The organism is Huijunlia imazamoxiresistens (assembly GCF_037132455.1).
Lineage (GTDB): Bacteria > Bacteroidota > Bacteroidia > Chitinophagales > Chitinophagaceae > Flavisolibacter > Flavisolibacter imazamoxiresistens.
Genome location: NZ_JBBBEI010000016.1, coordinates 120,747 through 141,789 on the forward strand (window position 1 = coordinate 120,747; position 21,043 = coordinate 141,789).

Sequence of the window (21,043 nt, forward strand, 5' to 3'; positions counted from 1 at the left end):
TATGGCTACAAAAAAAGACGATCCGAAAAAGGCAGAAAAGGCCGTGGCCGGTACCGGCAAGGCGGCTGCCAAAGCGACTGCGGACAGTAAAAGCCCTGCACCGGCGGGGAAAAGCCCTGCTCCGGCCCAGCCTGCAGGTGCTGCCGCCGGCGAAGCGGTGAACAAACCCGTGACGCCTGTGGAAAAGACTGCCGTAGAGGCACCCTCCCAGCAGGAAGTGAAACCCGCCATCAAGCCGCTGGAAAAAACAGCGGGCAAAACCACCAAAGGCGACCCTGCCTCCGGCAAGGCCGCACCCGAACCATCACCAAACCAAGAACAATCTACCCGAATGCGTTATTCCGATGCTGAGCTGACAGAATTTAGAGAGCTGATCAATAGAAAGCTGGAAACGGCCAAGAAAGAGCTGAACTACCTGCAGGGGCTGATCACCCGCAAGGACGAGAGCGGAGACCTGGACGAAGGCCGTTACATGACAATGGAAGATGGCAGCATGAGCATGGAGCGTGAGCAGCTGAGCCAGATGGCCAGCCGCCAGATTCAGTTCATCGACCACCTGGAAAAAGCCATGATGCGGATCGAGAACAAGACCTATGGTGTTTGCCGTGTCACCGGTAAGCTGATCGACAAGGCCCGCCTGCGTGCCGTTCCCCATGCGACCCTCAGCATTGAGGCCAAGCAGATGATGAATAAATAGCCTGCCTATAAATTTTTAAAAACCGCTCTGTTTCCCGGAGCGGTTTTTTTATGCAAAGTAGCCCCGGTCGTGTATTTTTATGCCCCGGTACGCCTTATATATACGTTTAATTTTTAAAGTTCCGTCTCTGTGACCATCCATTTCAACTACGACAAGGGGCAGGTGCTGCAGGCACTGCGCTACCATTTCATATCCAAAGCCGAGATCCGCATCATGATCATCCTGGTCAATGTGTTTGCCCTGACGTCGGCCGCCCTGTATTACCTCAAAAAGATCACGCCTATGGCCTTCCTGGTGGGTTCTTTCCTGTGGTTTGCGCTGATGATCACCTTCTGGTTCGTGCTGCCGGGGGTCGTGTACCGGCGGGCGGCAACCTTCAAGGACCATTTTACCATGAGCTTTGAGTCGGACCATTTTTCGGTCGGCAATGAGCGGGGGATGCGCCAGTGGCCCTGGACGGCGCTTAAGAATTTCGTGGAAAGCCCCCATTTCTTCCACCTCTACTTTGATGCCCAGTCGTTTTTCCTGGTGCCCAAGAGCGGCTTTGCCGACAGCGACGAGGTATACGAGATGCGGCAGCTGCTGAAAGCGAAGGTAGGGGGGCGCTAGGCCGCCCCGGAGGGGTTATAATTTTTTCTCCATCAGGTAGTGGGGGATGGTGATCTCGATGAATTCGGTGCCCATACAGTCATAGCCCATCTTTTCGTAGAAGCCTACGGCATTTTTGCGGGCGTGCATGGTAATCTTGCGGTACCCCCGGTCGCGGGCCAGGTTCTCGGCAAACTGCATCAGGGCCTTGCCGATGCCCTTGCCCTGGAGGTCGTTGAGGACGGCCATCTGCCGCAGCCGTACCGTCTGGGAATCGGTTTCCACCAGCATGCAGCAGCCCAGCATCAGGTCGTCGTCGTAGGCGGCGATGAGCAAGTGATCCTTTTCCTGCTCCAGCTCGGTCTCCGAAAAGCACAGACCGAGGGGCTTCCGCAGGATGTCGTCCCGGAGCTTGACCATTTTGAGGTATTCGGCCGTTCCATGATCAATAATCTTCAATGCCATGGCTAAATTTTGGTGCGGCCCAATTTACAAAAGTCTGATTATACGGCCAATAGCGCGGCTCTCAAATAAAAAAGGCAAAAATGATTTTTACGGATTTTAACTCCAAATGACATTTATATCAAAATCTTATATTTTTGCACCACTATAACTAAAATTATACAACATGTCAGACATTGCAGTAAGAGTAAAAAAGATCATTGTTGACAAATTGGGAGTTGACGAGGCAGAAGTAACTAATGAAGCTTCTTTTACAAACGACCTGGGTGCCGATTCGCTGGACACCGTAGAATTGATCATGGAATTCGAAAAAGAATTCAACATCTCTATTCCTGATGAGCAAGCCGAAACCATCACTACAGTAGGCCAGGCAGTGACTTATTTAGAAGAGCACGCCAAATAGTTTCTTCATTTGAGTTGATTGAATTTAACGGAATAAATGATTTGCCCGCCTTTGCCGTTTACACACAGCGAAGGCGGTTTTATCTTTCACAAAACGTATCTACATACTAACAACAGGGGCTATATGCAATTTAAGCGGATAGTAGTAACCGGGATGGGGGCCCTAACTCCTTTAGGAAACTCCATTACAGAGTACTGGAATAATTTAAGAAACGGTGTCAGCGGCGCCGACTTTATCAAGCAGTTCGACGCGTCGAAGTTTAAAACCCGCTTTGCCTGCGAAATCAAGAATTTCGACCCCTTCAACTTCCTCGACCGCAAAGAAGCCCGCAAACTGGACCGGTTTACCCAAACCGCGGTTGTCGCCAGCGACCAGGCCATGCTTGACGCAGGCATCAACAAAGACAATGTGGACGTGGATCGTGTAGGCGTGGTATTCGGCAGCGGCATCGGTGGCCTGATCACCTTCCAGGAAGAAGTCATCAACTTTGCCAAAGGTGACGGTACTCCCCGCTTCAACCCGTTCTTTATCCCCAAAATGATCCTGGATATTGCTGCCGGCCATATTTCCATGCGGCACGGCTGGCGCGGACCCAACTTCGCCGTGGTGAGCGCCTGTGCGTCCTCCACCAACGCCATGATGGAAGCCTTCAACCTCATTCGGTTGGGCAAGGCCGATATCATCGTTACCGGCGGATCGGAAAGCGTTGTCAGCGAGGCCGGCGTAGGCGGCTTTAACGCCATGAAGGCCCTCAGCGAGCGCAATGACGACCCCAAAACGGCTTCCCGCCCCTACGACAAGGACCGCGACGGCTTTGTGATGGGCGAAGCTGCCGGCGTACTGGTGTTCGAAGAGCTGGAACATGCCCTGAAACGCGGCGCCAAAATCTATTGCGAGATCGCCGGTGCCGGCGCTACCGCTGACGCACACCACATGACGGCCCCCCACCCCGAAGGACTGGGCGCCAAGAACGTGATGCTGGCCGCCCTGGCGGATGCCGGCTTGGCCCCCACCGATATCCAATACATCAACACCCACGGTACTTCCACCCCCCTGGGCGACGTAGCCGAAATAAAGGCGATCCTGGATGTTTTCGGCGAGCATGCGTTCCAGCTGAATATCAGCTCCACCAAATCGATGACGGGCCACTGCCTGGGTGCCGCCGGCGTGATCGAGGCCATCGCCTGTATCCAGGCCGTTCAGCACGACCTGGTACCGCCCACCATCAACCACTTTACCGACGACCCGGAACTGGATTCCCGCCTGAACTTTACCTTCGGAGAGGCCCAGCACCGCACGGTAAACGCCGCCCTGAGCAATACTTTCGGATTCGGCGGGCATAACGCTTGCATGATCTTTAAAAAGTATATTGCTTAATTTCAATTGCGCTTATCCGTAAAAAAGTAGCTTATTGCCCGTGAACTTTTGGAAATCACTTTACAAAAAGCATTTCAATTTCAATTCGTCCTTCAAGAAACAGTTGAAGGCGGTTTTGGGTTTTACCCCGGGCGATACTACTTTATACAAAATAGCCCTTACGCATCGCTCGGTAAAGGAAACGAGCGATGAGAACAACGAACGGCTCGAATACCTGGGCGATGCCATCCTCAGCGCCATCATCGCCGATTACCTGTTCAAACGCTATCCCTACAAGGAGGAAGGCTTCCTGACCGAAATGCGCAGCAAGATGGTCAACCGCCAGCAGCTGAACGACATCGCCATCAAGATGGGGCTGAAAAAGATTACCGTCTTCAACAAGTCGGACGGCTCGCTGAAGGTCAGCCAGATCTTTGGCAATACCCTGGAGGCCCTGGTGGGCGCCGTTTACCTGGATAAAGGCTACCTGAAAACCAGCCGCTGGGTGAGCGAGCACATCATCATTCCCCATATGTTCGTGGACGACCTGGAGATTTTAGAGATCAACCACAAGAACAAGCTGTACGGCTGGGCCAACAAAAACGGCAAGCAGCTGGAGTTCGAAACCATCAACGAACAAATGGAAGGCGGGCGCCGCCTGTTTACCGTAGCCGCCGTGGTCAACGGCCAGATCATTGCCCAGGGCCGGGGCTTCAACAAAAAAGACGCTTCCCAGATCGCCGCGCAACTGGCCGTCGAAAAGCTGGGCATCATGCCCCCCGAAGCAGGAAAACACTAAACTGAGTTTACGAGTTGGAGACAGTTCTTTAGTTTCTAAGTTCCTGAGTTCCTGAGTTGAGCGTTCGCCCGTTTACCTGTTCCTTTTTGGGTAATGAGTTTTGATCTTTATTTATATTTCCTTCTTCTCCTGGCAGAGTTCGATGAGGACGCCGTTGGTGTTTTTGGGGTGAAGGAAGCAGACGAGTTTGTTATCCGCCCCGTTTTTAGGCGTTTCGTTCAGTAAAACAAACCCTTCCGCCTTCAGGCGCTCCATTTCCTTATAAATATCTGCTACCTCGAAGGCAATATGGTGCAATCCTTCCCCTTTCCGCTCAATAAATTTCCGGATCACCCCATCTTCGGCCGTTGATTCCAGCAATTCTACCTTTGTTTCCCCTTTTTTAAAAAAAGCCGTGACCACCTTTTCCGAGGCCACCTCTTCTTTCTTATAACAACCCGTATCCAGCAACTTTTCAAACAGGGGCACCGACAGCTCCAAAGAATGGACGGCTATTCCAATATGCTCTACTTTATTCATACGCTAAAATTAAGGCTAAGCAATAAAGAGAAGGGCAGAAAGGCGTACGCTTAACTCAGGAACTCAGGAACTTAGGAACGCTCCCTTAACGCGTAAACCCGTAAACTTGTAAACTCGTAAACTCGAAGAAGCATGCAACTCCCCATCTATTTGGATTACAACGCCACAACGCCCTGCGACCCGCAGGTGGCGGAGGCTATGATGCCGTTTTTTACCCGCTTTTTTGGCAATGCAGCCAGCCGCAGCCATGCCTTTGGCTGGCAGGCCGAAGAAGCCGTGACCGGCGCCCGGGAGCAGGTGGCCCGCCTCATCGGGGCGCAGGAGGCCGAGATCGTTTTTACTTCGGGAGCTACCGAAAGCGATAACCTCGCCCTGAAAGGTGTGTACGAGCTGTTTTCAGGAAAAGGCAATCACATCATTACTACCGTTATCGAGCACAAAGCCGTGCTGGATACCTGCAAGCACCTGGAAAAGCTGGGCGCCGACATCACCTACCTGCCTGTCAACAGCGAGGGGCTGGTAGACCTGGACCAGCTGGCTGCCGCCATCCGGCCCACCACGATCCTGATCTCGGTCATTTATGCCAACAACGAAATTGGGGTCATCCAGCCCATGCGGGAGATCGGCGCCCTGGCCAAGGAAAAAGGCATTCTTTTCTTTAGTGATGCTACCCAGGCGGTGGGCAAGATCCCGGTGGAGGTGATGGCGGACGGGATTGACCTGATGGCCTTTTCCGCTCATAAGCTGTACGGCCCGAAAGGGGTAGGGGCCCTGTACGTGCGGCGCCGCAATCCCCGGGTGCGGCTGGTGGCCCAGCTGGACGGGGGCGGTCACGAACGGGGACTGCGCAGCGGCACCTTGAACGTACCCGGCATCGTGGGCTTCGGCAAGGCCTGCGCCCTCTGCGAAGCGCAGCTGGAAACGGAAGCGCAACGGCTAGGTGGCCTACGCGATAAACTGGAGGCGGCCCTGCTGCAACTGGAAGAAACCTATGTCAACGGCAGCCGTTCGTTCCGCCTGCCGCAAGTCACCAACCTGTCGTTTGCCTATATCGAAGGCAGTGCGCTGATGATGGGCTTCAACAAGGACATTGCCCTTTCCTCCGGCTCGGCCTGCACCTCGGCCTCCATGGAACCTTCCTACGTGCTAAAAGCACTGGGACTGGGCAACGACCTGGCCCGCAGCTCGCTGCGCTTCAGCCTGGGGCGGTTCACCACCGAAGAAGAGGTGGATTACGTGATCGAACGCATCTCCGCCACCGTCCGCCACCTCCGCGCCACCAGCCCGGTCTGGAACCTGTATCAACAAGGAGTCGAGTTTGACCGGACAGGCTGGAAAAAGTAGTTTACGAGTTTACTTGTTTACGAGTTCGTTGGGGTAGGTTTTGGGTAATTGGTTATTATCCCAGGTTGAGATCATTAGTTTTTTAGTTTATTGTTCTCCGTTTACTGTATGTTCGGCACGTAAATTCCTAATATCCTAATTCCAATTAACCAATTCCTCGGTTTTACCGCACTTTTGCATTTTACATTTAATATTTACATTTCCCTCATGTGGTCTATTTGCAAGAAGGAGCTCAGCCAGTTTTTCAGCAGCCTTACGGGTTTTATTGCCATCATTGTTTTTTTGCTGGTGAACGGCCTGGTGCTGTTTGTGTTCCAGGATAATATGCTGGATTACGGCTATGCCACACTGGAAGCCTTCTTTTCCTTTGCGCCCTGGATATTGCTGTTCCTCATTTCCGCCATCACCATGCGCAGCTTTGCCGATGAATACCGCAGCGGCACCTACGAAGTGCTGCGCACCCGGCCCCTGAGCGGCTGGCAGATCGTCAGCGGCAAATTTTTCGGCAGCTTCCTGGTAGCCGTGGTGGCCCTGCTGCCCACCCTGGTCTATTATATTACCATCAACCGGCTGGCAGCGACCTCCGGCATCGATGCAGGCGCCGCGGCCGGCTCGTACCTGGGACTGCTGTTTATCACCGCCCTGTTCACCGCTATCGGTGTCTGCGTCAGCTCGTTCACGGCCAACCCGGTGGTAGCGTTCCTCATCAGCCTCATTTCCTGCGTGCTGTTTTATTATGGCTTTGCCGCCATCAGCCGGCTGCCCCTGTTCAGCGGCGGGGCGGATTATTGCCTGGAAATGTTCGGCATCGACTTCCATTACCAGAGCATCAGCCGCGGCGTGATCGATACCCGGGACGTTCTGTATTTCCTCAGCCTGACCTTTTTCTTTTTATTAATTACTGCCAACAACCTCAGAAGAAAATAATAAAGCGGTAGACTGCCTGCCAATGACTATTGACTTTTGACCATTGACGAAAAGATAAAATCTTACATGAAGAAAGAATCCGGAAAAAAACGGGGCCGGTGGGCCGGTTTGCTGGCGGCCCTGGTGGCCGTGAACCTGCTGGCATCATTTGTTCATTACCGCATGGACCTGACCGAGGACAAGCGCTATTCGCTGACCCCGGCTACCCGCCAGCTGCTGCAAAGCCTCGACGACCGGCTGGTGGTGACGGTCTTCCTGAAAGGCGACTACCCCGCCGGCTTTAAAAAATTGAGCAACTCCACGGAAGAATTTTTGCGCCTGCTCCGGGAAACCAATACGTCCCAGGTTACCTACCGCTTTGTGTCGCCCGAAGAGGAAGCCGGCGGCGGCAAGACCTGGGGCGACTCGCTTGCTTCTATGGGCGCCGTCCCCATCAACCTGACGGTGCAGGTGAAGTCGGGGCAGGAAAGCAAGCTGGTGTATCCCGTGGCCCTGCTCCAGTACAAAGACCAGGCGGGCCTGGTGAATATTTATAAGGGCAGCACCCGCCTCATTACCCCCCAGGAGCTGAACAATGCGGAGGCCATGATGGAGTACCAGTTTGCCCGGACCATCGACCGCCTCCTCCATCCCGACCGGCCCTTTGTGGCCTATGCCGTGGGCAACGGCGAGCCCGCCGGCCCGGAGACCTACGACCTGCAACAGACCCTCCGCAACGATTACAACCTGTTTACACTGGACCTCCAAAAGCAAAACAGCATCCCCGATACCATAAAGGCCCTGCTGATTGTAAAGCCGTCCACGCCGTTTACCGACGACCAGAAGCTGAAGATCGACCAGTACGTGATGCGGGGCGGAAAGGTGCTCTGGTTCGTGGACAACCTCTTTGCCGAACAGGACAGCCTCAGCTTTAAAGCGCAGCTGATCGCCTACGAGCGCAACCTGAACCTCCAGGATATCCTGTTCCGCTACGGCGTGCGCCTGAACCCCGACCTGCTGATGGACCTCCAGTGCGACTTCATGCCGTTTGCAGTGGGCGGCAGCGCCGGCAACCCGCAATACGAATTCCTGCACTGGAACTATTTCCCCTTGTTCGAGTCGCGGGACAACCATATTATCAACAAGAATATCGGACTGGTGGCCGGCCGCTTTGTCAACTCCATCGATACGGTGGAGGCGGAGGGCATCAAAAAAACCTTCCTGCTGCAAAGCTCCGCCAACTCCCGCACCATCAGCACGCCGGCGCTGATCAGCCCGAACGAAAACCGCAACGCCCCCGAGGACGCCCTGTTTCAAAAAAATGGCCTGCCGGCAGCGGTGTTGCTGGAAGGATCGTTCGCCTCCTTGTACCGGGGCCGCATCAGCCGCGCCCAAATGGACAGCCTGCGGCCCATCGGCGGCTTCCGCGACAGCGGCCCCGCCGACGGCAAGATGATCGTGGCCGCCGACGGCGACCTGGTGCTGAACGATGTGTCGACCCGACAGGGGCCCCTGCCCATGGGCATGAACCTCTACACCGCCGGCTCGCAGTACGAGTACCAGTTTGCCAACCGCGATTTCCTCCTGAATTGCTTGGAATACCTCACCAGCAAAAGCAGCATCATCGAAACCCGCAACAAGGAAAACGTGCTGCGCCTGCTTGACACCCGCAAGGTGGAAGCGGAAAAAACCTTCTGGCAACTCATCAACATCGGCCTTCCTCTTGCACTGGTTATCCTTGCAGGTGTCGTTTACCAGTATGTACGCAAGAGGAAGTTTACGAGTTTACAAGTTCACGAGTTTACGAGTTAGTTCCTGGGTTTCTGAGTTCCTAAATGAAGTGGCTTCCGGAATTTCCAGGGAACTCGTAAACCCGTAAACCCGTAAACTCGTAAACTCTCCTCTATCTTTGCCGACCTTAGAGGACTATATTATGACGCCAAATGAGATAACGTACGCAGTTTTTGGAATTGTATTATTAATTGCTATTGTATTTGACCTGGGCCTGCTGAGCAAGGGCTCCAAGGTCATGAGCATGAAAAAAGCCCTGTGGCAGACCCTGTTCTGGGTGGCGCTGGCCATGGCGTTTTTCGTGTTTATGTGGTACGAAAAAGGCCATACGACGGCCCTGGAGTACCTGAGCGCCTACCTGATGGAGTGGAGCCTCAGCATCGACAACATCTTTGTCTTCATCCTTATATTCACCTTTTTCAAAATCCCGGCCACCCATTATGCCCGGGCCCTGCTGATCGGGATCCTGATGGCCATCATCTTCCGCATCATCTTTATTACCGTGGGTGTGGCCCTGGTGTCGAAGTTCAGCTGGATCCTCTACATTTTTGGCGTTATCCTGGTGTGGACCGGCATCAAGATCTTCCGGGCCGGTGAAGACGAGGAGTTCAACCCGGCGGAAAGCCCGGTCTACAAGCTCGTGAACCGCTTCTTCCCGGTGGCGGCCGACGATACCAGCGGCAAGTTTACGATCATGCGCGACGGCAAGCGCTATTTCACCAACATGTTCGTGGTGATCATCGTGCTGGCCACCACCGACATCGTGTTTGCCCTCGACAGCATCCCGGCGGTCTTTGCCATTTCACAGGAGCGCCTGGTGATTTATACCAGCAACATCTTCGCGGTGCTGGGCCTGCGCTCGCTGTTCTTCCTGCTGCGCGGGGCGGTGGCCAAGTTCGAGTACCTGCAGCAGGGCATCGCCATCGTACTCATTTTTATCGGTTTTAAAATGCTGATCGAGTACTTCCATGTACATGTTCCCATACTTGTTTCGTTAATGATGATCCTCGTCTGCCTGGGCGGCTCGGTAGTGTACTCGCTGCAGGTGGCCCGCAGGCGTGCCAAAAGTGAAGAATAACCGTGTATTCCATTGAAACCATATGCGCTGTCGTGGACGGCGAGATCGTACATGCCGCCGCCGAAGGCATGATCTCCGAGCTGGTGTACGACAGCCGGAAGGTGCAGGAGCCCGCCTCCGCCCTGTTCTTTGCCCTGGTGACCGCCCATGACGACGGCCACCGCTTTCTGTCCGACGCCTTCGCAAGGGGCGTGCGGCGCTTCGTGGTCAGCAAGCCCGTGGACTTTGCCGGCTTCCAGGAGTGCACCCTGGTGCAGGTGGCCGACACGCTGCAGGCCCTGCAGCAGCTGGCCGCCTTTCACCGCCGCCACTTCCAGGTGCCCGTCATCGGCATCACCGGCAGCAACGGCAAAACGGTGGTCAAGGAATGGCTGCACCAGTTGCTGGAAGGGGATCACCATATCGTCCGCAGTCCCAAAAGCTATAATTCGCAGATCGGCGTTCCCCTGAGCGTCTGGCAGATGCACCTGCAGCACAACCTGGCCATTTTCGAGGCCGGCATCTCCCATACCGGCGAGATGGCGCGGCTGCAGCCGATCATCCAGCCGACCATCGGCGTGCTCACCAATATCGGCGAGGCCCACGATGCCGGCTTCAGCTCGCACCAGCAAAAGCTCGACGAAAAACTAAAACTGTTTGCCCAGGCCGAGGTGGTCATCGGCCCCGTGGAGTGGCTGGACGGCTCGGGCATCGGGCGGCCCCTGCTCACCTGGGGCGCCCGCAAGGATGCCGACCTGCAGGTGCTGTCAATGGAAAAAGTGCCCCTTGCCCCGGGAGCGGAAGGCACCCGGGTGGTGGCCCGGCGGCAGGACCAGGGCTACAGCTTTTTGATTCCTTTCGCCGACGAGGCCTCCCTTCAAAACGCCCTCAACTGCGTGTGCGTGCTGCTGCACCTGCGCTACGACGAAGAACAGATCAACCGGCGGCTGGCGCTGCTGCACCCCATTGACATGCGGCTGCAGTTTACCCAGGGCATCAACGGCTGCGGCATTATTAACGACAGCTACAGCGCCGACATCACCTCTTTACACCTGGCCCTCGACTTCCTGCAGCAGCAGGGCGCCGGCCAGCAGCATACCGTTATCTTATCCGATTTTGTAGAGAGCGGCAAGACCGACGCCCTGCTGTACGAAAGCATCGCCCAGGCGCTGAAGCAGCACGGGGTGCAGCGGGTGATCGCCATCGGCGAAAAGATCCGCAGCTTCCTGCCTCCATATATGGAAGGGGTGCAGCTGTCGCTGTTTCCCGATACGGCGGCCTTTATCCAGTCGTTCCGCAGCTCGTCGTTCAGCCACGAGACCATTTTGATCAAAGGGGCCCGGGTGTTCCAGTTCGAACGCATCGCCCGCCTGTTCGAGCAGAAGGTGCACCAGACCCTGCTGGAGATCGACCTCAACGCCATTGCCCATAACTTAAAGGAGTACCAGCGGCTGCTGCGGCCCGGCACGAAGGTGATGGCCATGGTCAAAGCCTTTGCCTACGGCAGCGGCGGCTCCGAGATTGCCGGCGTGCTTCAATTTAATAAGGTCGATTACCTGGGCGTGGCCTACGTGGACGAGGGCGTGGAGCTGCGCAAGACCGGCGTGTCGCTGCCCATTATGGTGATGAACGCCGACGAAACGGCCTTCGGCGCCCTGGTGGAGTACCACCTGCAGCCGGTGATTTATTCCTTCCGCCTGCTGGAGCAGTTCGACCGCTACCTGAAAGACCAGGGACTAAGCGGTCACCCGGTGCACATCGAGGTGGAAACCGGCATGAACCGCCTGGGCTTTGCCGCCACCGACATGGGGGCGCTGGGCGCGGCCTTGTCCGCCTCCGCAGTCCGGGTAGTGAGCATGTTCAGCCATTTTGCGGCCAGCGAGGACCCGGACCAGGATGCCTTTACGCTGCAGCAGCACGCTGTTTTTGTCAAAGCCGCCGACCAGCTGCAGCAGGCCCTTCCGTATTCCTTCCTCCGCCACATGGCCAACTCGGCAGCTATTGTGCGGCATCCCCAGCTGCACCTCGACATGGTGCGCCTGGGCATCGGCCTGTACGGGGTGGAAACCACCACCGACCTGCTGCACCTGCAGCCGGTAGCCACCCTGAAATCCACCGTGGCCCAGCTGAAAAAGGTACAGGCCGGCGAGTCGGTCAGCTACAACCGGCGGGGCAAGGTGCACGAGGATTCGCTGATAGCCACCATCCGCATCGGCTATGCCGACGGCTACTCGCGGCGCTTTGGCAACGGCACGGGCAAGATGTGGGTGAACGGCCGGCTGGCGCCCGTCATCGGCACGGTCTGCATGGACATGACCATGATCGACGTCACCCGCATACCGGGGGTGAAGGAAGGCGACGAGGTGGTGGTCTTCGGGCGGCCCCTGCCCGTGCAGCAGGTAGCCGCCTGGATCGGCACCATTCCCTACGAGATCATGACCTCCGTTTCGCAGCGGGTCAAGCGCATTTATTTCCAGGAATAGGGCGGGTGTTAAATCGCCCCTCCGCGGGACGGACGGGCATTTTTCCCCTTATCTTTGCTGGCTTAGTATAAAAAAACATCAAACGAAACCTTCCGGGCGGTGAGGACCAATGTAGGGCAGAGCGCTGCTCTTTTTCCATTGTTTGCCAGGGGAAACTGCTGAAGGTCCGGAAGCCATAATTTATCTACATGAAACTACGCTCTGCCGTACTAATTGTTTTGCTGGTGATCTTTGCCGACCAGGCACTGAAAATATGGATCAAGACCCATTTCCCCTTTGGTCATATTACCAATATGCTGGGATTGCCGTGGGCAAGGCTTTATTTTATTGAGAACGAAGGCATGGCCTGGGGCTGGAAGTTCGGCGGCGATACGGGCAAGATGGTGCTGACGCTGTTCCGCCTGGCTGCCGTGATCTTCGGTACCTGGTACCTGGGCAAGATCGTGCGGGAAAAGTATTCCCGCGGGTTCATTGTCTGCGCTTCGCTGATCTATGCCGGCGCCCTGGGCAACCTCATCGACAGCATGTTTTACGGCATGCTCTTCAGCTCTTCCGACTATTCCACCATCGCCCATATGTTTCCCCAACAGGGTTATGCCGGCTTTTTACACGGCCGGGTAGTGGATATGCTCTATTTTCCCATGGTGCATTCGCGTTTCCCCGACTGGCTGCCCCTGATCGGCGGAGCGGAATTCGAGTTTTTCAGCCCCATCTTCAATATTGCCGATGCCGCCATTTCGGTGGGCGTGATCGTGCTGCTGCTGTTCCAAAAGCGCTTTTTCCGCCGGGAAGGTGATGAGGAGGTGGACGAAGAGGTTGCTGCCGGCGCACAGGCGGGTGAAGCGATCACCGACCGCGAGCCCATCGTGCAGGAAGGAAAAGAAGAAAAGGAATAACCCCGCTCAAGAAAATAACCAAACGCCCTGTCTCCCGACGGGGCGTTTCTTTTTTCCCAAAGGGCAAAAAAAGAAGCCCGTTGCCGGGCTTCCTTTTTTCCACAAATCTATAACCAGTCTAGAGGTCGATTTTGCCTACCATTTTCGCGGGTACTACCCATTCGTCAAATTGTTCCGGAGTAACATAGCCTAATTTCACGGCCATTTCTTTCAGGGTTGTGCCTTCCTTGTGGGCTTTTTGCGCAATTTCTGCCGCTTTATAATAACCAATCTTCGTGTTGAGGGAAGTGACCAGCATCAGCGAGTTGTTCAGGTGCTTCTGGATGTTTTCCTCGATCGGCTCGATGCCGGTCGCACATTTTTCCGTGAAGCTCACGCAACCGTCGCCGATCAGGCGGGCGCTGTGCAGGAAGTTGTAGATCATTACCGGCTTGAACACGTTCAGCTCGAAGTGACCGTTGGAGCCGCCGATATTGATGGCCACGTCGTTACCCAGTACCTGGGCGGCGATCATGGTCAGTGCCTCGCACTGGGTGGGGTTCACTTTGCCGGGCATGATGGAGGAGCCGGGCTCGTTGTCGGGGATAAAGATCTCGCCGATGCCGCTGCGGGGGCCGGAAGACAGCATACGGATGTCGTTGGCGATCTTCATCAGGCTGACCGCTACGGTCTTCAGGGCGCCATGGGCCTCTACGATGGCGTCGTGGGCGGCCAGGGATTCAAATTTGTTTTCGGCGGTCACGAACGGCAGGCCGGTGAGGTCGGCGATGTGACGGGCCACGTTTTCGGAATAACCTTCGGGGGTGTTGATGCCGGTACCTACGGCGGTGCCGCCCAGGGCCAGTTCCGACAGGTGTTCCAGGGTATTTTTAATGGCTTTCAGGCCGTGGTTCAGCTGCGATACATAGCCGCTGAATTCCTGTCCCAGGGTCAGGGGGGTAGCGTCCATGAAGTGGGTGCGGCCGATCTTCACCACGTCCTTGAATTTTTTGCTTTTTTCCGCCAGGGTGTCGCGCAGCAGCTCGATGCCGGGGATGGTCACTTCCAGCAGGATCTTGTAGGCCGCGATGTGCATGGCGGTGGGGAAGGTATCGTTGGAGGACTGCGACTTGTTCACGTCGTCGTTGGGGTGGAGCACCTTGTCCTTGTCGGCCAGGCTGCCGCCGTTGAGCACGTGTCCGCGGTAGGCCACTACTTCGTTCACGTTCATGTTGCTCTGGGTGCCGCTGCCGGTCTGCCATACCACCAGCGGGAAGTATTCGTCCAGCTTTCCTTCGAGGATCTCGTCGCAGGCCTGGCCGATGAGGTTCTTTTTCTCTTCGGGCAGCACGCCGGCTTCGAAGTTGGTGATGGCCGCCGCTTTTTTCAGATAGGCAAATGCGCGAATGATCTCTTTCGGCATCCGGTTAATATCCTGGGCGATTTTAAAGTTTTCGATGCTGCGCTGTGTCTGCGCGCCGTAATACGCGTTGGCAGGTACCTTCACCTCGCCCATGGTATCTTTTTCTATTCTGAAATCCATAGTGGTTTTTATTTGGGGGCCAAAGTTAATTGGAAAAGGGCTTTGTCTGGTTTGTGGTTTGTAGTTTGTGGTTTGTAGTGGGTGTAAAAATCGAAATATCTTTTTTGTCCGGCAACTTTCCGGATAGAAGGGGAGTCGTTATTGAGGGAAACGATGATGGTAAAATTTTATACTATGTGGCGGAACCGACTTTTAGGGATGGTAGGGAGCATGGTACTGAGTTCCTGCCAGTTATTTTTCCGGCCGGAAGCACAATCGGGCAAGCAGGAAGCGGCAGGGGCCGACACGGTTACCGTGGCCGATTCGGTGGCGGCGGCAAAGAAAGAGGACAGCGGCCGGGCAGACGGTATGCTGCAGCACGACACGGTGGTGGTGCGCCCCGGCGAGGTGGTCCACACCAAAGAGGTACGGCCGGAAGCGGTGGTGCAGTTTGCCAAAACCTTACAGGGAACGCCTTACCGGTATGGTGCTGCCGATCCGAACGAAGGCTTCGACTGTTCGGGATTTATTACGTACGTCTTTAATCATTTCGGCATCAGTGTACCCCGGTCGTCCATTGATTTTACCAACGTGGGGCGCGATATAGCAGTGGAGGCGGCACAGCCCGGCGACCTGGTCCTGTTTACCGGCACGGACAGCGCCGAACGGTTTGTAGGGCATATGGGGATCATCGTTTCCCGGCCGGGAGACCCGGTGCACTTCATTCATGCCACCTCGGGCCGGGATTCCGCGGTGACGATTACGCCGCTGAACCCATATTACAAAGGGAGGTATGTGAAAACGGTACGCGTGTTTCAAGACGTCTATTAGTTTGTGGTCGGTAGTTTGTGGTTTGTAGTTGGCGTAACTCCGGATATGTACCTGCTTCATAAAAAAAAGCGCTTTTCCTTAATCACGACAACCACAAACTACAAACCCCAAACGACAAACTACCTTCCTCTAAATTGCGGTTGTCTTTTTTCAAGGAAAGCGGAGATGCCTTCTTTTACGTCTTCGGTGTCGAAGCATTCGCCAAAGGCTTTGAGTTCCACTTCGTAGCCGTTCTTGCCGGCATCGAAGGCGGCGTTGATGGCGGAGATGCTGCGGCTGACGGCCAGGGGCGCCTTGCCGATAATGGTGTACATCAGTTCCCTGGCTTTATTCATCAGGTCCTCCTGGCGCACCACGTAATTCACAAGGCCGTAGTGGAGGGCGGTGGGGGCGTCGATGGCGTTGCCGGTAAGAATCAGTTCCAGGGCGCGGCCCTTGCCAATGAGCTGTGCCAGGCGCTGGGTACCGCCGTAGCCGGGGATGAGGCCCAGGTTCACTTCGGGCTGGCCGAATTTGGCGTTCTCGCTGGCGATGCGGATATGGCAGGCCATGGCCAGCTCGCAGCCGCCGCCCAGCGCATAGCCGTTCACGGCCGCGATAATGGGTTTGGTGGAATTTTCCAGCTTAAAGAAAATGTTCTGACCGGCGCGGGCCAGGTCCATGCCGCCCGAGGAGGTCAGGTAAGAAAAGTCGCTGATGTCGGCGCCGGCAATAAAGCCTTTTTCGCCGGCACCGGTAAAGATTACTCCTTTGATATCGGTATTCCGTTCAATTTCAATCACCAGTTCGTCCAGCTCGTACATCACTACCCGGCTCAGGGCATTGAGCTTGTCCGGGCGGTTGATGGTTACCGTTAAAATATTGTTTTCCAAAGAAGTAAGCAATGTCTGGTACATATTGATGGTTTGTGCGTAGTGAAAAATGGTCAATAGTCAGTAGACTTTGAACCTTTAAAGGTAACCGTTTAACCCATTCAACCGGTGCTCGCCAATGAACTCGTGAACAAGTGGACAGGAGAACAGGTAAACCCGGAACACCCAACTCAGGAACTCAGGAACATAGAAACTCAGGAACTTTTAAAAGTTTCGATGCTCGGCCACCCATCCCGAAATAAAGGCCGCAATGTCTGCGGTGGGGGTGCCGGGGGCGAACAATGGGCCCACGCCCAGGCGCTGCAACTCCTGCCGGTCCTCTTCGGGGATGATGCCGCCGCCGGTGAGCAGCACGTCATTCATGCCCCGCTCCCGCATCAGCGCCAGCACCTTGGGGAAGACGGTCATGTGGGCGCCCGACAGGATGCTGATGCCGATGGCATCCGCGTCTTCCTGCAGGGCGGCCTCCACCACCATTTCGGGGGTCTGCCGCAGGCCGGTATAGATCACTTCCATGCCGGCATCCCGCAGGGCGGCGGCAATTACCTTGGCGCCGCGGTCGTGGCCGTCCAGCCCTACTTTGGCAACCAGTACTCGGATGGGTCTCACTAATTCCTGATTTAAGGATGAACAGATGGCTGCCGGTGCGGGTTGGTTTTACCGCAGCTCGGCCAACTGCACCAGGGCGTTGTCCACCCGGTCCACGGTTTCTTCCTTGCCCAGGATCGCGGCGATGTCGAATACCGGGGGGCCGAATTTACCGCCGACCAGCATAATGCGCAGGGGCAGCTGCAGCTCGCCTGGCTTGATGCCCGCCTGGGTAGCCAGTTGCTTGAACAGGTTCTCCAGGGAAGGAGCCGACCAGTCGCTCAGGTGGCGCAGCGACTTGGAAAAGTTTTGGAAGAACTCCAGCTTGGCGGCATTCCACTTGGCCACGATCGGAGCGGTTTCGTATTCTTTGGGCGCTTTGAAAAAGAAGGCGCTGTGTTCCCAGAAATCGGTCAGCAGGGTGCAGCGGTCTTTTACCAGGGCCAGTACTTTTTCAAAATAGGTATCGTCGGCTATGTGCAGGCCTTTTTCCTCGAAAAGCTTTTTCACCAGGTGGCTGTATTCGGCCACTTCGGTTTTTTTGATCCATTCGTGGTTGAACCACCTGGCTTTTTCGTAATCGAAGCGGGCGCCGCCCTTGTGTACTTTTTCAATGGAAAAGCGTTCTACCAGCTCGGGCAGGGAGAAAACCTCCTGTTCGGTGCCGTCGTTCCAGCCCAGCATGGCCAGCATGTTTACAAAGGCCTGGGGCAGGAAGCCGCGTTCGCGAAAACCTTCGGTCACTTCGCCGGTCTTGGGGTCGGTCCAATTGGCCGCAAATACGGGGAAGCCGTACTTGGCGCCGTCGCGCTTGCTCAGTTTGCCGCTGGGTCCCAGGATCAGGGGCAGGTGGGCCCACTGGGGCATATGCTCTTCGCCGAACAGGTAGCGCCACAGCAGCACGTGCACGGGGGCGCTGGGCAGCCACTCCTCGCCCCGGAAGGCGTGGGTGATCTGCATCAGGTAGTCGTCCACCACCACGGCCAGGTGGTAGGTGGGCATGCCGTCTTTTTTCAGCAGCACCTTGTCGTCCACCACCGAGGTGTCGAAAGAAACTTCACCGCGGATGAGGTCCGTAAAGGTCAGGGTTTCATTTTCCGGCATTTTGATGCGGACCACGTAGGGGGTACCGTTTTTTATGAGCGCGTCCACTTCCGCCGGCGACAGGGCCAGGGAATTGCGCATCTGCAGGCGCACGGTGCGGTCGTATTGGGGGCTTTGGTTTTCGGCTGTGCGTAACTGCGCCCGCATGGCGTCGAGTTCTTCGGCCGTGTCGAAGGCGTAGTAGGCAACACCTTTCTGCACCAGTTCTTCGGCGTACTGGCGGTACATTTCTTTGCGTTCGCTTTGGCGGTAGGGCGCGAACGGTCCGCCCAGCTTCGGGCTTTCATCGGCTTCCAGGCCGCACCAGGCAAGGGTTTCGTAGATATATTCCTCGGCGCCGGGAACATAGCGGGTTTGGTCGGTGTCTTCGATGCGCAGCACAAAATCGCCTCCCTGCTTTTTAGCGAACAGGTAGTTGAACAGTACCGTACGCACACCTCCTAAATGAAGCCCGCCGGTAGGGCTGGGTGCAAACCGGACTCTTACTTTCTTTTCCATAGCCGGACAAAAGTACGATGGGGAATCGGTTAATTGGGGGATTGGTTCATTGGTTCATTGGGTATTAGGGGTGGAGCAGTTTAAGGAAGGGGAAACTGCATTAAAATGGCAGTCATCGGTTATAGGTAAAAGCACCCGGATGGAAACCCACAACCCGCCTGTTTACGACCCTAATATCCCAATGAACCAATTAACCAATACCTCGTACCTTGTGTACATGTACCGGTATTTTATCAAAACGCACCGGCTGGTGAAGCGGTTGTTCCCGGCTTATGTCTGGAGCATGCCGGCAACAGAAAAGGTGGTGTACCTGACCTTTGACGACGGGCCGCATCCCCGGGCCACGCCCTTTGTGCTGGACGAGCTGAAGAAGCACGCGGCGGAAGCCACGTTCTTTTGCCTGGGCAAGAACGTGCTGCAGCATCCCGATCTGTACCGGCGCATTCTGGCGGAAGGCCATGCCACCGGCAACCATACGCACGACCACCTCAACGGCTGGAAGGTGACGACCGAGGCGTACCTGGCCAATGTGGCCGAGGCCGCCAAACACATTCATTCGCCCCTGTTCCGTCCTCCGTACGGCAAGATCCGGCGGCGGCAGGCACGGCAGATCACAGAACTGCTGGGGCCCCATTCCCGGATCATTATGTGGGACGTGCTGAGCGCCGATTTTGCTACCAGTTTGTCCGGGGAGGACTGCCTGGGGTATGTATTGAAATATTATGGTCCCGGCTCAGTGATCGTGTTCCACGACAGCGAAAAAGCCTTTCCCCGGCTGGAATATGTGCTGCCGCGGGTGCTGGAGCGGCTGGGGCAGGAGGGATACCGCTTTTTGAAGATCGGGTCCTGAAGGAGGGGCGTGATGCCCAACAGCTAAGGGCTGTTCCCTACATTTTTTTTGCTGGGTTTATTAAGTTTTCTTTGTTAGATTTGTCTGTATGACAGGTGCAACCTTCCATAAGGCCCCGACGCTTCCGATCCACGTGCTTATCGAGGATATGCGGGATTGCTATACCTGTTCGTTTACGGAGTTTTATCCTTTTTGTCCGCAACTTTATTACTTCTCTACGTTCAAGGACTTTAATACGCTTTCCCAGGCCTGATTCCTGGCTTGGGGTCTTCTGACGCTTTGGATAGTTCCTTATTAGTTAATTCTATAAGTGTTTTGCTATGACTGAAAACAAAGAAAGAGTTTCAGGAGATGGCGCTATTGTCCTGTTTTTGTTGTTGGCCAATGCCATTATCCTGGAGAACGGAATGGTGCTGCATGCGGGCTGGTACGGGCTGTTGTGGCTGACCCTGCCGCTGCAGGTGGCTTCCCTGGTGGCCTATCTCAGGAATGTGCCGTAAACCCGTTGGGGCGATTCGTCCTGTCCTGTATTTTCCGGTTGCCGTGCTGCGGCGACGGCTATTGTACGACTTCATAAATGTTATGCATATGCGAAAAAGAGCGAACGAACTGTTGGACCGGTTGCACCAGCTGGGTTCGGAACTGGACCTGTCTTTTTCCAGCCAGCAGTTATTAAGGAATGGTGTCATGGGCCTGGACGGCATTCGCCGCCACCTGTTGGTGGTGACGGAGACCGGCAAAGGAGATTATGACTGGGAGGTGATGGCGCTGAATGCCATTGAGAGTTGTTCCGTAAAAAAGACGTACCGTACCATTCATGCCAATGCCCTGAAGGGCAGGGGGCTGGATGATTACCTGGAGTGCATCCTGCTGCGGTTTGAACTGGCAGGCGGCCGGAAGCCCGTGGAGGTGCCCTTTTACCGGAGCGGGGAAAACGATCCGGAGGAGATGCCCGCGCTGGAGCAGAGGGTCCGGAACTGGCAGGTGATGCTGTCCAAGATGCTTTCCGGCAAGGTAAAGCAGTATGCCTGACGGGAGGCAGCAGGTGCCGGCCGAAGGGAAAGAAAAGAACGGGGCGGACCGGTTCATCCGCCTGTATACGAAGCCGGGAGCGGGCGTTGCCTGCTGCCCGGCTTTGTGGTAAGGGTATTGCCTGTAGGGGTAGTCCGGAAGCAGGTGGCAGGAGCAGGCAGGCGCGGCGGGAAAGCGTTGCTTGTAAATGGGAGGGAATGATCCTGTGACGGGTTGATAATGAATGAAAAAGGGAAAAATATGTAGAAAAAGAGGGGAAAGAAGGTAAAAATGGAGGAGTACCCCCTAAAAAAATTTAGGGCCTGGGTAGAAACCCTGGCCCGTTTTTAATCCGTACCCTATGAAAACTGGTTTAAAGGTAAATACATTTTTTTAATTCTCACAGTAGAAAAAAAATATTCTTGTCCTAAAAGCAAAAAAGTTCCCGGACCGCTAACAGGCCACCTGAAATGGGTGCACTGTTGAA

General features: G+C 55.5%; 21 protein-coding genes. 15 read left to right on the forward strand and 6 right to left on the reverse strand.

What is annotated here, in order from left to right; all coding sequences use genetic code 11:
• Window position 1: 1 nt before the first annotated feature.
• Both V9K67_RS18515 and V9K67_RS18520 read left to right on the forward strand, forming a co-directional pair.
• A complete protein-coding gene (locus tag V9K67_RS18515) occupies window positions 2-697 on the forward strand; it encodes a TraR/DksA family transcriptional regulator (RefSeq protein WP_336725029.1) in 696 nt (231 codons plus the stop codon).
• A 129-nt stretch (window positions 698-826) separates the two neighbouring features.
• Window positions 827-1,306, forward strand: coding sequence for a YcxB family protein (locus V9K67_RS18520; protein WP_336725031.1), 480 nt, complete (start codon window positions 827-829; stop codon window positions 1,304-1,306).
• Window positions 1,307-1,321: 15 nt separating this feature from the next.
• On the opposite strand, the gene V9K67_RS18525 is transcribed toward V9K67_RS18520, so the two are convergent.
• Window positions 1,322-1,750 carry a GNAT family N-acetyltransferase gene (locus V9K67_RS18525; protein WP_336725035.1) on the reverse strand — a complete coding sequence of 143 codons (429 nt, stop codon included), beginning with the start codon at window positions 1,748-1,750 and terminating at the stop codon, window positions 1,322-1,324.
• Between the two features lie 163 nt (window positions 1,751-1,913).
• On the opposite strand from V9K67_RS18525, the gene V9K67_RS18530 reads away from it, so the two are divergent.
• The 3 genes from V9K67_RS18530 to rnc all read left to right on the forward strand — a co-directional run bounded on the left by V9K67_RS18530 (window position 1,914) and on the right by rnc (window position 4,305).
• Window positions 1,914-2,150 carry an acyl carrier protein gene (locus tag V9K67_RS18530; RefSeq protein WP_336725038.1) on the forward strand — a complete coding sequence of 79 codons (237 nt, stop codon included), beginning with the start codon at window positions 1,914-1,916 and terminating at the stop codon, window positions 2,148-2,150.
• Window positions 2,151-2,273: 123 nt separating this feature from the next.
• Window positions 2,274-3,527, forward strand: a complete 1,254-nt coding sequence (gene fabF, locus V9K67_RS18535; RefSeq protein WP_336725040.1) for a beta-ketoacyl-ACP synthase II — start codon at window positions 2,274-2,276, stop codon at window positions 3,525-3,527.
• A gap of 40 nt (window positions 3,528-3,567) precedes the next feature.
• Window positions 3,568-4,305 carry a ribonuclease III gene (gene rnc / locus V9K67_RS18540; protein ID WP_336725041.1) on the forward strand — a complete coding sequence of 246 codons (738 nt, stop codon included), beginning with the start codon at window positions 3,568-3,570 and terminating at the stop codon, window positions 4,303-4,305.
• Window positions 4,306-4,416: 111 nt separating this feature from the next.
• Here the strand turns inward: rnc and mce are convergent, their stop codons facing one another.
• On the reverse strand, window positions 4,417-4,824 hold the full coding sequence (gene mce, locus V9K67_RS18545) for a methylmalonyl-CoA epimerase (RefSeq protein ID WP_336725042.1): 408 nt from the start codon (window positions 4,822-4,824) through the stop codon (window positions 4,417-4,419).
• Window positions 4,825-4,956: 132 nt separating this feature from the next.
• Here mce and V9K67_RS18550 point away from each other — a divergent pair, with 132 nt between their 5' ends.
• The 6 genes from V9K67_RS18550 (at window position 4,957) to V9K67_RS18575 (ending at window position 13,301) form a co-directional block, all read left to right on the forward strand.
• Complete coding sequence (locus tag V9K67_RS18550; RefSeq protein ID WP_336725044.1) at window positions 4,957-6,168, forward strand: IscS subfamily cysteine desulfurase; 1,212 nt, start codon at window positions 4,957-4,959, stop codon at window positions 6,166-6,168.
• A 207-nt stretch (window positions 6,169-6,375) separates the two neighbouring features.
• Window positions 6,376-7,095: a gliding motility-associated ABC transporter permease subunit GldF gene (gene gldF, locus V9K67_RS18555; protein ID WP_336725046.1), complete on the forward strand. Its 720-nt coding sequence runs from the start codon at window positions 6,376-6,378 to the stop codon at window positions 7,093-7,095.
• Between the two features lie 66 nt (window positions 7,096-7,161).
• Complete coding sequence (gldG, locus tag V9K67_RS18560) at window positions 7,162-8,886, forward strand: gliding motility-associated ABC transporter substrate-binding protein GldG (RefSeq protein WP_336725048.1); 1,725 nt, start codon at window positions 7,162-7,164, stop codon at window positions 8,884-8,886.
• Window positions 8,887-9,007: 121 nt separating this feature from the next.
• A complete protein-coding gene (locus tag V9K67_RS18565; RefSeq protein ID WP_336725049.1) occupies window positions 9,008-9,943 on the forward strand; it encodes a TerC/Alx family metal homeostasis membrane protein in 936 nt (311 codons plus the stop codon).
• A 2-nt stretch (window positions 9,944-9,945) separates the two neighbouring features.
• Window positions 9,946-12,405, forward strand: coding sequence for a bifunctional UDP-N-acetylmuramoyl-tripeptide:D-alanyl-D-alanine ligase/alanine racemase (locus V9K67_RS18570; protein ID WP_336725051.1), 2,460 nt, complete (start codon window positions 9,946-9,948; stop codon window positions 12,403-12,405).
• 188 nt (window positions 12,406-12,593) lie between these two features.
• Window positions 12,594-13,301, forward strand: coding sequence for a lipoprotein signal peptidase (locus V9K67_RS18575; protein ID WP_336725053.1), 708 nt, complete (start codon window positions 12,594-12,596; stop codon window positions 13,299-13,301).
• Between the two features lie 118 nt (window positions 13,302-13,419).
• Here the strand turns inward: V9K67_RS18575 and fumC are convergent, their stop codons facing one another.
• Window positions 13,420-14,823, reverse strand: a complete 1,404-nt coding sequence (fumC, locus tag V9K67_RS18580; RefSeq protein WP_336725054.1) for a class II fumarate hydratase — start codon at window positions 14,821-14,823, stop codon at window positions 13,420-13,422.
• Between the two features lie 174 nt (window positions 14,824-14,997).
• Between fumC and V9K67_RS18585 the strand changes: the two genes are divergently transcribed.
• Window positions 14,998-15,633 carry a C40 family peptidase gene (locus V9K67_RS18585; RefSeq protein ID WP_336725055.1) on the forward strand — a complete coding sequence of 212 codons (636 nt, stop codon included), beginning with the start codon at window positions 14,998-15,000 and terminating at the stop codon, window positions 15,631-15,633.
• 119 nt (window positions 15,634-15,752) lie between these two features.
• Here the strand turns inward: V9K67_RS18585 and V9K67_RS18590 are convergent, their stop codons facing one another.
• From V9K67_RS18590 to gltX, 3 genes are all read right to left on the reverse strand, one after another.
• Window positions 15,753-16,529 (reverse strand): enoyl-CoA hydratase/isomerase family protein, encoded by a 777-nt coding sequence (locus tag V9K67_RS18590; RefSeq protein WP_336725058.1) that lies wholly within the window; start codon window positions 16,527-16,529, stop codon window positions 15,753-15,755.
• Between the two features lie 180 nt (window positions 16,530-16,709).
• Window positions 16,710-17,114: a cobalamin B12-binding domain-containing protein gene (locus V9K67_RS18595; RefSeq protein WP_336725059.1), complete on the reverse strand. Its 405-nt coding sequence runs from the start codon at window positions 17,112-17,114 to the stop codon at window positions 16,710-16,712.
• Between the two features lie 48 nt (window positions 17,115-17,162).
• Complete coding sequence (gene gltX / locus V9K67_RS18600; protein WP_336725061.1) at window positions 17,163-18,695, reverse strand: glutamate--tRNA ligase; 1,533 nt, start codon at window positions 18,693-18,695, stop codon at window positions 17,163-17,165.
• Window positions 18,696-18,876: 181 nt separating this feature from the next.
• On the opposite strand from gltX, the gene V9K67_RS18605 reads away from it, so the two are divergent.
• The 3 genes from V9K67_RS18605 (at window position 18,877) to V9K67_RS18615 (ending at window position 20,577) form a co-directional block, all read left to right on the forward strand.
• Window positions 18,877-19,545 (forward strand): polysaccharide deacetylase family protein, encoded by a 669-nt coding sequence (locus V9K67_RS18605; protein WP_336725064.1) that lies wholly within the window; start codon window positions 18,877-18,879, stop codon window positions 19,543-19,545.
• A gap of 320 nt (window positions 19,546-19,865) precedes the next feature.
• Window positions 19,866-20,045, forward strand: a complete 180-nt coding sequence (locus V9K67_RS18610; protein WP_336725067.1) for a hypothetical protein — start codon at window positions 19,866-19,868, stop codon at window positions 20,043-20,045.
• 88 nt (window positions 20,046-20,133) lie between these two features.
• Window positions 20,134-20,577: a hypothetical protein gene (locus V9K67_RS18615; protein ID WP_336725069.1), complete on the forward strand. Its 444-nt coding sequence runs from the start codon at window positions 20,134-20,136 to the stop codon at window positions 20,575-20,577.
• The last annotated feature ends 466 nt before the right edge of the window (window positions 20,578-21,043 follow it).